Annotated in this window: 10 protein-coding genes; 5 read left to right on the top strand and 5 right to left on the bottom strand. The window is 42.1% G+C overall.

Annotated elements, in window-relative coordinates:
- Positions 1-58: 58 nt before the first annotated feature.
- From rnr to D5018_RS09250, 3 genes are all read right to left on the bottom strand, one after another.
- On the bottom strand, positions 59-2,467 hold the full coding sequence (gene rnr / locus D5018_RS09260; RefSeq protein WP_121838727.1) for a ribonuclease R: 2,409 nt from the start codon (positions 2,465-2,467) through the stop codon (positions 59-61).
- Positions 2,468-2,486: 19 nt separating this feature from the next.
- The gene (locus D5018_RS09255) at positions 2,487-3,095 is read right to left on the bottom strand and encodes a tetratricopeptide repeat protein (protein ID WP_121838726.1); all 609 of its coding nucleotides are present in this window, start codon (positions 3,093-3,095) and stop codon (positions 2,487-2,489) included.
- 90 nt (positions 3,096-3,185) lie between these two features.
- Positions 3,186-6,056 carry a hypothetical protein gene (locus D5018_RS09250; RefSeq protein WP_121838725.1) on the bottom strand — a complete coding sequence of 957 codons (2,871 nt, stop codon included), beginning with the start codon at positions 6,054-6,056 and terminating at the stop codon, positions 3,186-3,188.
- Between the two features lie 313 nt (positions 6,057-6,369).
- Here D5018_RS09250 and D5018_RS09245 point away from each other — a divergent pair, with 313 nt between their 5' ends.
- The 5 genes from D5018_RS09245 (at position 6,370) to D5018_RS09225 (ending at position 13,602) form a co-directional block, all read left to right on the top strand.
- Positions 6,370-7,899: a Re/Si-specific NAD(P)(+) transhydrogenase subunit alpha gene (locus D5018_RS09245; RefSeq protein ID WP_121838724.1), complete on the top strand. Its 1,530-nt coding sequence runs from the start codon at positions 6,370-6,372 to the stop codon at positions 7,897-7,899.
- Between the two features lie 11 nt (positions 7,900-7,910).
- Positions 7,911-9,311 (top strand): Re/Si-specific NAD(P)(+) transhydrogenase subunit beta, encoded by a 1,401-nt coding sequence (gene pntB, locus D5018_RS09240; protein ID WP_121838723.1) that lies wholly within the window; start codon positions 7,911-7,913, stop codon positions 9,309-9,311.
- A 173-nt stretch (positions 9,312-9,484) separates the two neighbouring features.
- Positions 9,485-10,417, top strand: a complete 933-nt coding sequence (locus tag D5018_RS09235; protein WP_121838722.1) for a hypothetical protein — start codon at positions 9,485-9,487, stop codon at positions 10,415-10,417.
- Between the two features lie 856 nt (positions 10,418-11,273).
- Positions 11,274-12,368, top strand: coding sequence for a sphingomyelin phosphodiesterase (locus D5018_RS09230; protein WP_121838721.1), 1,095 nt, complete (start codon positions 11,274-11,276; stop codon positions 12,366-12,368).
- Positions 12,369-12,489: 121 nt separating this feature from the next.
- A complete protein-coding gene (locus tag D5018_RS09225; RefSeq protein WP_121838720.1) occupies positions 12,490-13,602 on the top strand; it encodes a hypothetical protein in 1,113 nt (370 codons plus the stop codon).
- Positions 13,603-13,745: 143 nt separating this feature from the next.
- Here D5018_RS09225 and lysS read toward each other — a convergent pair whose 3' ends face one another.
- Entirely contained in the window at positions 13,746-15,248 is a 1,503-nt protein-coding gene (gene lysS / locus D5018_RS09220) for a lysine--tRNA ligase (RefSeq protein WP_121838719.1), read from the bottom strand.
- A gap of 19 nt (positions 15,249-15,267) precedes the next feature.
- Positions 15,268-16,366, bottom strand: a protein-coding gene (prfB, locus tag D5018_RS09215) for a peptide chain release factor 2 (RefSeq protein WP_165905031.1) whose coding sequence is annotated in 2 segments (ribosomal slippage) — positions 15,268-16,290 and positions 16,292-16,366 — 1,098 coding nt in all. Because the reading frame shifts where the segments join, the coding sequence is not laid out codon by codon here.
- Positions 16,367-16,482 lie beyond the last annotated feature (116 nt).

Genomic DNA, 16,482 nt, shown 5'->3' with positions numbered 1-16,482 from the left:
CAGCTCTCTATAAGCCAACTACAACTAATGGTAGTTGGCTTATAGATTTAGATGTTGATTACTTTCTTTGTCTTGTCTTAGTTTTCTTACGCTTACCCGTCTCTTTGTTGGATTTATTACTCTTGTTGCTAGCAGTGTTTCGTGCATTTGTGCCCGACTTATTAGTAACAGCTTTACGCTTGGAGCCTGACTTTTTGCTATCTCCTCGCTTAGCCCCTTCAATATTCACACGCTCTCTGGCTGTTAAAGGTTTACGTCTTGAGCTTTTACGACGTTTAGGTTGAGCCTCACCGTAAATCACAAGATCGATCATTCGATCGTCAAGATTGACACTGGCCACTTGTACTGTCACTTCATCACCGAGTTGATAAACTTGACCTGTACTTTCACCCACCAGCTTTTGACGTTCATGATCAAAATGGAAGTAATCATTACCAATGGTAGACACATGCACTAAGCCATCAATGAATAGATCGTTCAAACGAACAAACATGCCAAAGTGAGTCACTGACGCAATCACGCCGTCAAAGACATCTCCCACATGATCTTGCATAAACTCACACTTGAGCCAATCGGACACGTCACGTGTGGCTTCGTCGGCGCGGCGCTCGCACATAGAGCAGCTTTCGGCAAGCTTATCTAATTCGTCTAATTGATAATGGTAGCCACCTTCTGGTGTCCACTTTTCCTTAACATCACCTTGCTCTTTGGCGAGCAAATAGCGAATCACTCGATGCAAAATCAAATCAGGATAACGGCGGATTGGTGACGTAAAGTGTGCGTATTGCTCTAACGCTAAACCAAAGTGACCATTGTTATCTGGACTGTATACCGCTTGACGCATCGAGCGCAGCAACATCACTTGAATCAATTCTGCATCAGGGCGGTCGGTAATTCGCTCCATCAAGGCTTGGTAGTCAGCCGGTTGCGGCTCTGTTCCACCACCTAAGCTCAAACCACGCTCTGCTAGAAAGCTTTTGAAGTTGGTGAGTTTCATATCAGACGGTGCATCATGCACACGATATAACACTTCACCTTTGTGTTTTTTCACAAACTTAGCGGCGGCTACGTTGGCTAAGATCATACATTCTTCAATGATCTTATGGGCTTGATTGCGGTGGCGTGGCTCAATGCGCTCAATTTTACGTTGTTCATTAAAAATGAATTGGGTTTCCACGGTTTCAAAACCAATGGCACCGCGCTCTGCACGCTTTTCTTCCAGCTTGAGATATAAACTTTGCAAGCATTCAAGGTGAGGAAGTAAGGCTTGTTGTGGATGATCTGTCACCTCGCCCTCTAACATGGCAGCTACGTCGGTATAGGTGAAACGAGCATGGGAGTGCATCACCGCTGGATAAAACTTAAACCCAGATAAATTTCCGCGATCCGAAATGGTCATTTCTGCCACCATACACAAACGATCCACTTTGGGATTGAGTGAACATAAGCCGTTAGACAGCTTTTCGGGCAGCATAGGGATCACTTGTGATGGAAAGTATACCGACGTTCCGCGAGCCTGTGCTTCTTGATCAAGTGCAGAATCGGTACGCACATAATGGCTCACATCGGCAATCGCTACCCATAAACGCCAGCCCCCGCTTTTTTTGCGTTCACAATACACAGCATCATCAAAGTCACGGGCGTCTTCACCGTCAATGGTGACTAACGGCAACTGACGTAAATCGACTCGTCCTTGTTTATCGGCTTCGGTAACGTCATCGGGAATACGGCGCAGTTTTTTCTCAATCAAAGGTGACCATTGATGTGGTAGCTCATAATTGCGCAGGGCGATTTCAATTTCCATGCCCGGCGCTTTGTCTTTGCCGATAATTTCAGTGACTTTTGCGGCTGCCTTGACATATCGGCTCGGGCGGCGAGTTAGCTCCACCACCACGACATCACCGTTTCTAGCGCCATTTTTATCTTCAGGCGCAATCAAGACTTCTTGAGTAATGCGTTTGTCATCTGCGACAAAAAAGCCCATACCTGCATCAAGATAATAACGACCCACTAATGGTGCTGTGCGTTCTGTGGTTAGGCGTACAATACGGGCATCTTTTTTGCCACGGCCATGCTCTGCTGCTGGTTGCGCTAAGACTTTATCGCCATGAAAATACATCTGCATATCACGGGCTGAAATGTATAAATCGTCTCCCCCCTCATCAGGCTGAAAGAAGCCAAAGCCATCTTTGTGACCAAGGACAGTTCCTGAAAGTAGATCCATGCGTTCAGGTAAGCCATAACAACGGTTTCTGGTGAAAACCAACTGGCCGTCACGCTCCATGGCTCTCAGTCGTCTTCTTAACGCTTCAAGCTGTTCTTCATCAGTAATATTAAGTGCCGCAGCGATCTTTTCGCGGCTCATTGGGGCAGTTTGCTTTGTTAAATGGTCAAGAATAAACTCTCGACTTGGGATAGGGTTTTGATACTTTTCTTGTTCTCGCTTTAAATGCGGATCTTGTGTCATTCAGTTTCCTTTTTGGCGCTTATCTTCTTTTTTGCGCCCTTTTTACAATGCTGGCCGGCATTTTAGTGGCCAGTTGTTTCAATAGCTTTTCAGCTTTTACTTTACTTGCTTGGTTATCGAACACATTGTGATACAAGAGTCGATAACTGTGTTCGTAATCAAATGGACTACCGTAACCTTCGTTAAGTAATTTCACCAACAACATTTGCGCGGGTATGTATCCGCCAGATGCCGCAGGTAATGCATATTTTACTGCGGTTTCGTTATTTTCTATGACGCGTTCACCTTCATCATAGTATCGTGCTAAACGAAATAACGCCTCATTACTGCCTTGGTTTGCGCTGGCGGTGAGTTGCGTCATACCTCTGCGACTGTCTTGTTGTACACAAGTGCCTGTCAGCAGCATCTCTCCCCATAAAAACTGGTACAGGGGTTCTTTCAGCACTTCGGCTCTGGCTTCAATATCTTCAACTAACTGGCAATCATCAAGTTTCACTTGCTGCAAATATCGATTTTGATGGATCAGTTGACTTAACTGTTTTACCGAATAGATATCAACCGCTTGAATCTGGGCAAAAGCAGGTACTGTGAATATTAGTACTAGAATGGTGGAGATACTACGTAACATAAATGAATTTTTTTACAGTCATCATAATGAATGCATCGGCATTATATCCTATTTCTTAAGAGATGCTGTATATATTTGTGCATTTATCGTTCAGTGTACAAAATATCCGGCAGGGGCTAATAAGTCATAGTGAATTGAATTACCGTCCCGTTTATAAGCAAATGGAGATTGGGTGGCTAAAATTTGCTGATAACTCAGTCCTTGTTGAACAGCTATGCCAAGTTTGTTGATAATATTATGCGTAACGATATCGGCAAAGGTATTAGCAAACTCGTCTTCTTTAGTTACCCGCCTTATTTTATTTTCTTCACTCATTGCTGTTTCATTTGCTGAAGGGTTCAATCCCAGTACTCTTTGATAAACAGCACCAATACAATAAGTAAACTGTGCTTGTCCAAATGTCCGCTCGTAAAACGCTTCTGCCAGCGCTTGTGGCTGCTCAAATCGCCGAGCGTACTCTCCAATGTCGTTGACTAACCCAGATTCATAGACGAATCCTATCGACTCAACAAAGGCTTGTTTAATCAATGCTGTGCTCCCTTCTTGCTGTAATTGGTCAATCAGATTTTCTTTCGTTGTGTACTCCTTAGAACACCATGTTAAATCCTTGAGCTTAATGGCTAGGTGTGCACGAAATAGACACGCACCATCGTCTGACACAGAGTATTTATAGACTAATGTTGGGGTATGTTTATTTTGCTTGTAAGAAATGAAATCGATAATACAGGGTGGATCTGAATAGGAAACAGAATCCCTTTCTTGCCCTTCAATTGGAGGGAGATACTCTTGCTCATTTCTACCAGTCATTGTTTGTTGCTGTTCTCGCAGAGGGGCAGGAGCAAGAGTTGACATCGTTTCTAAGCGGCTTTTGTTGGCCTCAGCTTTATGTTTTGCCAAAAACTGCCTATATCCTTCTAATTTATTATCTGAATCACTAGAGTAATCTGGATCACTGGAGTAATCTGAATCATCCACAAGTTCAACAGTCCTATTCCTTTGCCATTGCCCAGCCTGTTGATGAGGAAGTGCTTGATTCTCTGTTGCTGTGAACAAACGAGAATCCACCGTTGCTTTCCCTGTTGAAGCCACTGTTTTTCTTCTAGGTAGAGGGATTGGTTTTTCTTTGATTGCAGGTAACTCTTGCTGTTGTATGGGAAGCTTGCTCGTAACTTGTGTTTTATTCACAACTTTGTATTTAGTACGCTTTTTAGGGACTGGGGGAAAAACTTTAACATCTTCTTGGTTCATTAAGGCAAATGCTGATTCATACGGTGCATACCAATGAGTCAGTAAAAAGCCACCTTCTACTCTGAGATACACACTTTGTTCTTCGGCATCTTTAAGTAAGGCATCAAACTCTTGTTTGACAGGAATGATAAGTGGGGTGGCATATTTGACGTATTCATTAAGCGCATAGTTGTGACGAATTAATTGCGTCTCAAGTTCCTTTAGAGCATGTGAAAATTGCTGTTTAAACGCTTCAGCATAAATCAATTCAGCTAGCTCTTCCCAAGCTGTCAATTTAGCTTGGGTTGTTGCAAAATTCTTTTCTTTCAGCAATCGAATTAAAGCGCTAACTTCCTCAGTAAATCGTTTTTTAGATTCATCACCATGGATAACAAAAACGCAACTATTGAGAAGCCCGTTCAAAGTATTTTTCATGGTTTCAAATTGTTTTAAATTAAAGACATAAGCAGCCTTACAAGCATCAATATCGGTTTTGCTTCCTGTAGGTTTAGTCATTCCCACCATACTCTGGATATGAGCAATAATGCGCTGCTCAAGCTCATCATCCCCATGAGGAGGGGCAATTGATTTTAATGTCTCTCTTATTGACGTTAGCTTTTTGTGTACTTTACGTAGAGTCAGCAACCCATTTTGCCGTCCCTTTAATACAATTCCTTCTTCTTCGATAGTTAAATGAGGATCGAATGACGTGGTTTTCCATTGATTGCTTTGCGTCGTTCGCATCGCTAAAGCAACATCAATTTTTGGCTTAACAGTACATGGACCAGCTTCTTTTGGTGCTATGGCCGTTGATTGTTTTACTTCATTTTGACTTACCCATTCTTTATATCCATCTTGCCAGTATTTTAATATCTCATTATTTGATACTGTAACAATAATCCCCCCTTTGTCCGTCCTTTCTAACAAATTTACAAAACGACACCTTGTCGGCTCAAAATAGTAGTCCAAACATCGTGCGTATTCACTTTCTGCCTCTTGTTGTTGGTTAAGCGCCGCTTCAAGTGAAGTTACAATTTCTGTAAACGATTCGGCACTTCGTAAAAAGTGGCTCACTGGATAACGCTGCACACATGCAGAGATCTGAACTAAAGCACCCCTAATATTTTTATGTTGAATATGTTGAATAAGTCGCTGAATATCTTTTTTGAATTGAGTTTGAACCCTTATAGAAGAGAATAACAATGACGCGTGTTCGGCCATTGTTTGTAATTGAAAGATAAATAGAGAAACCTCGTCAGATTTTACGCGGTAGTTTCTTTTACATAACTGAATGTCTGATTCTGAAACTTGCACTCTAGACAAGTCTGTATGAGAGTCGCTCATAATAACTTTTGATTTTTCAATTAAGAGCTGAGTAGTAAAGGCATTGAGATTAAGTGAGACTTTCTCTTTAAACTCTGTCTCAAATTCATTAACTTTTTTATCAAGTCTCTTAAACGTCTGAATTTGCGCTCTTCGACATTGGAATGTTATCCACTCATGTCCCTTCTTTAAATTTGGGTCGAGTGGCGCATTCTTTATCCAATCTCCGTAGTTTTCACCAGACCGTTCGGGAATATAAAGTTGATCAGAAATATCAAAACCAAAACAATTCCTGACAAGATCAACTTGTTCTCTTTGCATGTCTTGATCGATGCCATCCATGACAGGATTCTCGTTTGGATATAAAGAATCCAATGGCTGACCATTAGCTCGACCTGCATCCCACGTCATAATTTCATCGTCAAATAAAAATGCTTATACACCATTATCAACACAAAACTCATCGGCAGCTAGATTATGTATGAGGATTAATTTTCTGTTAACGCGGAACCAACACGTCCTACCACCAACGCTGTTTTTTGTGAATAGCTCAACAATTTCATTAATTTAATTGGATTGGCTGTAATAAATCAGGCATTGTCCCGTTCAAATTCATTGCTGATTGCTTTTTAGTCAAACCTCCCATATGGTTGAGTTGGTTTACTTGGAGTAATTTAAGATACAAAGTTCAATCAACAATGTTTCCTTCATATAGAGAGTCACTATGCTAATTGGAATCCCCAAGGAACAAGGCGGTGAACATCGAATTGCCACCTCTCCCAACAGCGTCACGCAGTTGATCAAATTAGGTTTTGATGTTGTTGTTGAAAATGGTGCTGGAATAGATTCCAGCTTTACCGATCAAGCTTTCATCGAGGCGGGTGCTAAAACCGCTTCTAAAGTTTGGCATGCCGCGATGATTTTTAAAGTCAACGCTCCTACTCCTGACGAAATTGAACAGATACAAGCTGGCACCATCTTGGTCAGCTTTATTTGGCCCGCACAAAATCCTGAATTGGTGCAATTGTTGGCTGACCGAGACATCACTGTACTCGCTATGGATATGGTGCCTCGTATTTCACGAGCTCAATCCCTAGATGCGCTATCGTCGATGGCCAACATCAGTGGTTATCGAGCCGTTGTTGAAGCAGCTCACGAGTTTGGCCGCTTTTTTACTGGGCAAATTACCGCAGCCGGTAAAGTGCCACCAGCCAAAGTGTTGGTTATCGGTGCTGGTGTAGCAGGGCTTGCTGCCATTGGTGCCGCTGGTTCATTAGGCGCCATCGTTCGTGCATTTGATACTCGCCTTGAAGTGGCCGAACAAATTGAATCCATGGGCGGTGAATTTTTAAAACTGGACTTTAGTGACGAAGACGGTGGTAGCTCAGATGGCTACGCCAAAGTCATGTCTGATGAATTTATCGCTGCCGAAATGGCACTGTTTGCTGAGCAAGCCAAAGACGTCGACATCATTATTACTACCGCACAAATTCCGGGAAAAACGGCGCCTAAATTGATCAGCCAAGAAATGGTGGATTCAATGAAGCCAGGCTCTGTGATTGTCGATTTAGCCGCTGGCTCTGGTGGTAATGTTGAACCCAGTGTCGCTGGTCGTAAAATTGTTACTGACAATGGCGTCACAGTCATTGGTTATACCGACTTAGCCGGACGACTCTCCACTCAGTCATCGCAATTGTATGCCACGAACCTTGTTAATTTAATGAAGTTGTTGTGTAAGCAAAAAGATGGAGAAATCGAGCTTGATTTTGATGACGTGGTGACTCGTAATATGACGGTATGCCACCAAAAATCCATTATGTTCCCGCCGCCACCGATTTCAGTGTCAGCCGCTCCAGCTCAACCTAAGCCAGAAGCGGTAAAACCTGCCGAAGTCAAAGAAGATAAGCCTTCTTCGATGAAATATTGGTTTGCAGGGCTTGGTGCGCTTGCCTTTACCGCCATTGCAGCTACGGCTCCAGCGGCATTTTTATCGCACTTTACTGTATTCGTATTATCTTGTGTGGTGGGTTATTACGTAGTGTGGAATGTCTCTCACTCTCTACACACACCACTGATGTCGGTAACTAATGCGATTTCCGGCATTATTGTCGTTGGTGCTTTATTGCAAATAGGTCATGGCTCAGTGGTGATTAACATACTAGCCTTTTCCGCCATTCTCATCGCCAGTATCAACATCTTTGGTGGCTTTACCGTCACTCATCGTATGTTGAAAATGTTCAGAAAAGATCAGTAGCGGAGGTATTTATGTCTGAAGGGATCATTACAGCCGCTTATTTGATTGCAGCGGTATTATTTATTTTTAGTCTGGCTGGTTTGTCTAAGCAAGAAACGGCTAAGCAAGGCAATATATGTGGCGTTTTAGGCATGAGCATTGCTCTGCTTGCTACTGTTTTCCGCCCAGATACATTAGGGCTGGAATGGATTTTAGTCGCCATGATCATTGGTGCGCTAATTGGGGTTCACTTTGCCCGCAAAGTCGAAATGACACAAATGCCAGAATTAGTGGCTATGCTTCACAGTTTCGTGGGGCTGGCCGCCGTATTCGTTGGCTTTAACAGCTTTTTGGATATTCACCCAGCCACAGGGGCGATTCAACATGCCCTCAATGGTGCAGAATACACCATTCACTTAGTAGAAGTGTTTTTGGGTATATTTATTGGTGCAGTGACCTTTACTGGCTCAATAGTGGCTTTTGGTAAGCTGCGCGGCATCATCAATTCCAAAGCTCTTGCCCTGCCTCATCGCCATAAACTGAATCTACTAATACTTGTAATAAGCTTTATTATGCTGGTTCATTTTGCCGCATCAGAACAAAGCGTAACGACCTTGGTCGTGATGTCTATCTTAGCGGGATTATTTGGTTGGCATTTAGTGGCTTCGATTGGTGGGGCCGATATGCCAGTGGTGGTGTCAATGCTGAACTCCTATTCGGGTTGGGCTGCAGCGGCGGCAGGATTTATGCTGTCAAACGACTTACTGATCATCGTCGGTGCTTTAGTGGGATCATCAGGGGCAATTCTGTCATACATCATGTGTAAAGCCATGAACCGCTCGTTTATTTCGGTGATTGCTGGCGGCTTTGGTAACGATGTGCAGATATCTAGTAGCGATGAAGGCCAAGGCGAGCACAGAGAAACCCTTGCCGAAGAAGTGGCTGACATGCTGAACAATGCTCGAAATGTGATCATTACTCCGGGCTACGGCATGGCTGTTGCTCAAGCACAATATCCAGTCGCTGAGATCACGCAAAAGCTTCGAGATAAAGGCATTAACGTTCGTTTCGGTATTCACCCTGTTGCTGGTCGGCTGCCGGGGCACATGAATGTACTGTTAGCAGAAGCCAAAGTTCCGTATGATATCGTATTAGAGATGGATGAGATCAACGATGATTTTTCTGATACCGATGTGGTATTGGTGATTGGCGCTAATGATACCGTTAATCCAGCCGCAATGGACGATCCCAACAGCCCAATTGCTGGCATGCCTGTGTTAGAAGTGTGGAATGCTGATCAAGTGGTTGTGTTTAAACGCTCAATGAATACGGGTTATGCAGGGGTTCAAAATCCTTTGTTCTTTAAAGACAATACTCAAATGTTATTTGGGGATGCGAAAGCGAGTTGCTTGCAGATTTTAGATAAAATTTAATCGAGTTCTGTTCAGCTGATCTTCAATACAATGTTGAATAATTGGGTACTGTTAATAACGATAGTATCCAATTATGAAGCAATCACTCTCTAAATTATCAACTCAACTCATCGGTAACCAAGCAAATATCTCTGTCAACTCTACTCAACATAACAACTTTTAATGAGGTTATTATGACAACAAGTGCCACCTCTACATCGAGACTACCACCAATCAGCCCTGATGTTTTGCCAATACCAAATGAGAAAACATACCGTGTTTCAATGATATTCCCTTTTATAAAAGGAAATCTTAACCAAGTCTTTTTCCAACTATTAGGGATCGAATTTTCTCAATACAAGAGCTGGCAAAGCCAGTACAAGCGCAATTCAGTCTATGTTGGTGCAAAGGCATTAACCGCAGCCATTAACAGTGGAAAAAACATTGGTGACATCACTAACGCCTTAGACTCTGCGGGTAATAATAGAGAAAGTGCAGCGTTAAGACTTGCTTTCCAAAACGACCCTGATCAATTTTATCTCGAAACATCAAATAGCTACCTAAATCCTACAAACTCCTCCTCTACTCAGGCACAAACAATAAACCATGATTTAGTATTTCAACATTTTAAACCTGAACGAGATAGTTGGTTCAAACTGGGCCTGTATTTAGATATCGATGTGAATGAGTTATTTACATACGATGATGAAGAGCGTGGTAATTGTGAACATTGCCTCCAGCGAGTACTAAAAAGAGCTTGTCAGGCTCACGCTCAATTATCTGATCTCCACCAAGCTATGGATAAATTCAGCAATCTAACCGCATCAAATTTTTTAAAGGCTTTTCAAGGTAATGAACAAAAGTTTTACCTAACGGAGCCAAGTAGTACTGAGATACGATCCGCAACAGGTATAACCGCTTCAGATACATTCATTCAAAAGTTAATCACTGAAAACCAAACTCTTAAGCAATCCGTTACTGATCATACCAACGCCATTGCTCGTCATACTGAAATGCTAGAAAAACTCAATCAACAGGTGTCACTTTTGATGCAAAAAATTCAATCACATGAAAGGTCGTTCGCTAGAGCAGCTAAATATGCAGAAGATAAACTGGGAAAAAGCTAGGGCCTGTTGATCTTTCGTGCTTATTTTTGCAGCGATAAATTGGTTATCTTATGCAAGGCGGAGTTTGTGCTGTGTAGTTATTCTACATAAACAAACGATAACGAAGCAGAAGTGACCAATTTACGCTGTCTTCGATGCTTTTGAGCACTTCCTGTTCTGTGTTGTGACCAGCTTACTTAGATGGCTAAGCTTCACTGCTCACGCCTTGACCAGAAAAATGCTCAAATAGCACAAAATTTAAGCCTGAAAGATCAACAGGCCCTAAACATAAGTAACCTGAACTTTGCATAAGCAAACCTCTACAGCACAGCTACTTATGCGTATTTCTGTGTTAGAACAACTCGAAATAGAAACGAAGTAACGACAGTTTTGTATGTCGGTACTGGCTATTACGAACTGTTCTGCCTTGAACTACACAAAATTAGCCGCACTGTAGATTGAATTTATATTTTATCAATAAAAACAAAACGGTACTGATTTCGTTAACAGAGCTCGATATGTGGTTAAGTAATAACCTTGTTATTAAAATTAGGTATGTATGAACCTAAAAACATGGCTTTCATGACTGCCCGATTCAGCTCGTTTTAAGGGTATTACAAAATAACTCTCGTTCAGCTAATTTTCAATTAGGTAAAGAGATACTTCGCTTACCAATAATGATTTTGGGTCATAAACAATGAAATATCCGCTTACTCATTGGTTATCAATATCGCTACTGATATTGATAACCAATACAACATACGCAAATAACACACAGCAAAGTATTAACGCATATCCTCGCCCATACAATATACTGCTCGCCAATAATACCCTTCAACCTCAGTGCTCCGTCCCTACTTTACAAGAGGAAATATACATGAGCATTGATGATGCAGGCGCGAATACTAAAGAGTGCGTTCTTGATGGTATTAAGCTTTCTTTTAAGCTTTCTATCGCTAACAAAGTGATAAGCGCTGGCGTATCATCGCCATCAGGTAGCTTACCACTCTCCAATGCGAGAGAGCGTAGAAGCATAGAAGTTAAAACTGACAACGGAAGTTACGAAATAGCTGAACAAATCAATGGTGATAATGCCGTATTTGCCGTTACCCCCATTAAAGATCACCCATTGGTTTCAGAGGCGAACAAGTTATCCATCTTAACCTATGATCTTTGGGGGATGAGCGTTAATGGCTCGAAAAGGGTACAAGCTCGTTTTGATGAAATGCCCAAATTTTTTCATAACTACGATGTACTTGCCCTTGAAGGACAGTATGATCGCAAACCGACAGACTCGCTGCATACTGCATTTAGAAAGGAATATCCCTACCAGACCGCAAAAATTAGACAACGTGGTATACCAATGGAAGCAGGAATTTATCTCCTTTCTCGTTACCCCATTGCAAAGCAAGATTTTATGTTCTATCGAACATGCAAAGGCCTTCAATGCCTTGCGACCAACGCCGCTATCTATATAGAAATAAATAAAAAAGGCCAAAAGTACCATATTTTTGATACTCATATTCAATCAGGTAACACGGACGTTCAAGTACAAGCGAGGATGGATCAAGTGACTGAGTTATCAAGATTTATTCAATCACAGCATATCCCTAAAGACGAACCCATCATCATTGCGGGTAATTTTAATATTGATATGATCCATCAAGAGCCCAATTATCAAGATATGTTGACTCTATTGAACTCTACTCATCCCGACAGCACCGGTTACCCTATGACCTTTGATGCTGATGTCAACAAATGGGCGAATCCTATTAATCCTGACAACAACAAACTTCTTCATGCTTACTTTGACTATTTGCTATACGATAATAATCATCTAACGCCCATTTCAGCCAATCTAAATGTAATCACACCAAGAAGTACGATCTCGACACTTTGGAATTATTGGGATCTGTCTAATCACTTTGCTGTTGAAGGTCTATTTGAATACGCCACGCCTTCTCAACATTAATAAATTTACACAAAAGCTATGAAAGTCTCATAGCTTTGATTTTATTGTTATTTTGCTCAGCTTCTTGTCCGCATTTTGTTATCAAACGTTGTTTATTTAAATGATAAATTTGGAGTTTATTATGGCTTTCCCGCTCACATCATCACCAGTGTCATCTCTCTATTCTTCAATCCCCAGTGATGACGAAATGATTCAAAGTGATGACGATATGATTCAAAGTGATGACGATATGAGTCTAGATGATCATCTTGAAAGTCCTAGTGGCTTAAATGAAAAAACAATCTCTCGGTATCTGAGGCAAGAGCCCGCAAGGTGGCAAGAAATTGCAATACAGCTAGAGGTACCTTTTTCTAATTGTGAGGCTTGGGAAACGCAGTTCAGGAATGATTGTTCTCGCTGTATTTCAGCACTAACTCACTACATCTGCAAATTACCCGATATGACCGTAGATAAATTCATTGAGGCTATTAAAGATGCCGGTAATACTGCGTTATCAGATAAAGTGAGAGACGATTACATTAGCGAACCGAGTGCTTTTAGAAAAAAAGCTTCGGCCCCCCTTTTACCGCCTACTTTTGAATATCCAGCACACTCTTCATCGACTAGAGTTAGAGCCCAGCAGACTGTTAACTGGGAAGACCATAAAAGTTTACAAAGTCAATTTAGGCAGTTACAAAAACAGCTTGCAACTCAAAGTAAAGAAAACCGAGCGCTACAAGCACGGCAAACGAGTACAATTAAATCATTTCAGGAGGAAAATAGGACATTAAAAGCTACAGTAGGTTCAAAAGTGTCAGAAATAAAAAAACTAAAGCAACAGCTATTTGAATTAACTACAAAAACAGAAGAGCTACAACGTCAAAACGAAGCGTTTAAACAAAGGTTTTTGAGTCAACATTCACAAACAGTTACCCATTCAAGTGCTGACCTAAATATCAAACACGTCCCAGCTGAATTAATGCCGAATATCGAGGTTATTCCTGATACTCTCCCTGGAAATTACGCAAAAAACATGATGCACTTAGGCAGTAAATTAGAGATTATTTCTTCGTGGGAGTGCATAGGAATAGAATTAGGACTGAATCAAGATCAATTGGAGTCAATCAAGGACGAAAATCGTCAGACCTCTCATCGATTAAATCGAGTATTTGATATAGCAAAAAGAGCAGCGCTTTTAGATCCTAATGACAGCTCCAATACTGTAAGGGACTTAGAGCTATATATGTCGCCGTAGGAAGCGTTTTAATTGCCCAAGGAAGACAAGGGCAAATTCAACAGTTAACCAAAATTTTATTAGATATGAAATAGCGGTTGGCTATGTCTACATTCTATGGGCTTAGCTTACGCTTAATGCATAAGCTAAGCAATAATCAACAATTACGCTTGAGGCCGCATAGCTGGGAATAAAATCACGTCACGGATCGTGTGAGTGTTTGTAAATAGCATCACCAAACGGTCGATACCGATACCTTGACCTGCCGTTGGCGGCAGTCCGTGTTCTAGTGCCGTGATGTAGTCTGCATCGTAGAACATGGCTTCGTCATCGCCCGCATCTTTCGCTTCAACCTGTGCCTTAAAACGGTTGTCTTGATCTTCTGCATCATTAAGCTCAGAGAAACCATTCGCCACTTCACGACCACCAATGAAGAATTCAAAGCGGTCTGTGATGAAGTGGTTCTCATCATTACGACGAGCCAATGGAGAAATATCCGCTGGGTAACCAGTAATGAACGTAGGTTGCATCAGCTGAGGCTCAGCGGTTTCACCGAAAATCTCTTCAAGTAGCTGACCACAAGTCCAGAATGACTCCACTTCAATGTGTAGGCTCTTGGCCAGCTTACGCATGAACTCCACATCTTTCACTTCTTCATAAGTCATCGACTGGATGGTTTCATTGCCTGGGTTGTAATGTTTAATGGCTTCGAGCATGCTCATACGAGCAAATGGGCCACCGAAATCAACTGTGTGCTCGCCGTAAGGTAGCTTAGTTGAACCACACAGCTCTTGTGCGATTGAACTTAGCATTTCTTCGGTCAGATCCATCAGATCTTTGTAATCCGCATACGCCATATAGAATTCCATCATGGTGAATTCAGGGTTATGGCGTGGAGACAAACCTTCGTTGCGGAAGTTACGGTTGATTTCAAACACACGCTCAAAGCCACCTACAACCAAACGCTTCAAGTAAAGCTCTGGTGCAATACGCAGGTACATTTCGATATCCAGCGCATTGTGGTGAGTGATGAAAGGACGCGCAGAAGCACCACCTGGAATGGTGTGCATCATTGGCGTTTCCACTTCCATGAACTCTTTTTTCACCATGAAGTTACGAATAGCAGTAACTACTTTAGAGCGCATTTTGAACGCTTCGCGTGATTCTTCATTAACGATTAAATCAACATAACGCTGACGGTAACGCATCTCTTGGTCAGTCAGACCATGGAACTTCTCAGGAAGTGGACGCAGTGCTTTAGTAAGCAACTGATAGTCTTCCATGTTCACGTATAGGTCGCCTTTGCCAGAAAGGTGCAGTTGACCTGTAACACCAATGATGTCACCGATATCTAACCCTTGGTATTTGGCTTTTAATTCTTTTTGAACAGGCTTGCCTGCATAGGCTTGAATACGGCCAGAAACGTCTTGGATCACCAAAAACGGACCACGCTTGGCCATCACACGACCTGCGATTGAGCGTTGAATGCCCATTTCTTCTAGTTGTTCTTTGCTGTACTCGCCATATTCAGCTTGAATATCAGCGGCCTTGTGTTTTCGATCGAAGCTGTTTGGGTGACCATTAGCAGGACAAGCTTCGCGAATATGCGAAAGCTTTGCACGACGCTCAGCAATGAGCTTATTTTCATCTTGGACGTGTTCAGTCATTTTCTTCTCTCGTTAACAATTACAGGCCTGATTTCAGGCTGGCTTCAATAAATTTATCTAATTCGCCATCAAGGACAGCTTGGGTATTTCGGTTTTCAACACCTGTACGCAGATCTTTAATTCTTGAATCATCAAGAACATAAGAACGAATTTGGCTACCCCAGCCGATATCCGATTTCGCATCTTCTGCCGCTTGTTTATCGGCATTTTGCTTCAGCATTTCCAGCTCATACAATTTTGCTTTCAATTGCTTCATGGCTGAATCACGGTTTTTATGCTGAGAACGATCGTTTTGACACTGTACAACCGTGTTAGTAGGTAAGTGAGTAATACGAATAGCGGATTCGGTTTTGTTTACGTGCTGACCACCAGCGCCTGATGCTCTGTAAGTGTCAATACGCAAATCGGCAGGATTGATATCAATCTCAATGGAATCATCCACCTCTGGATAAACGAATACAGAGCAGAATGAAGTATGGCGTTTACCCGAAGAGTCAAACGGTGATTTACGTACCAAGCGATGTACGCCAGTTTCTGTCCGTAACCAACCGAAAGCATACTCACCAGTAAACTTAATGGTCGCCCCTTTAATACCTGCCACGTCACCATCAGTGACTTCGATAAGCTCTGGTTTAAACTCGTGTGCTTCACCCCAACGCAGGAACATACGTAGCACCATGTTCGCCCAATCTTGAGCTTCTGTACCACCAGAACCCGATTGAATATCAAGGTAACAATCAGAGGAATCGTTCTTGCCAGAGAACATACGGCGAAATTCTAATTCTTCTAAACGAACTTCAAGGTCAGCGAGTTCACTGTTAGCATCATCGAAGGTTTCTTGGTCGTCTTCTTCCACAGCAAGCTCCAGTAGACCTTCAATATCTTCAAGGCCACTGTCCATATCATCAATGGTTTTCACTACTGCTTCGAGGGAAACACGCTCTTTACCAAGCGCTTGGGCATTATCTGGATTATCCCAAACTTCTGAACTTTCAAGTTCTCGGGTGACTTCTTCTAGACGCTCTTTCTTAGCATCATAGTCAAAGGTACCCCCTAAGAAGATCTGTCCGCTCAGACAACTCCTTAATTTTGGTTTTTACTGGATTTACTTCAAACATGAAATGGGTTCTTTTATCGAGTACTGATCAACACAAACCTAGTGTAGATAGCTGAATAATATCAAACCAATAATTCTACCCTAAGCAATTAGCGCTGAAAATAGTTAGATGTAATA

The organism is Parashewanella curva, from assembly GCF_003675895.1.
Classification (GTDB): Bacteria; Pseudomonadota; Gammaproteobacteria; order Enterobacterales; family Shewanellaceae; genus Parashewanella; species Parashewanella curva.
This window is presented reverse-complemented; position numbering and strand designations above follow the sequence as displayed.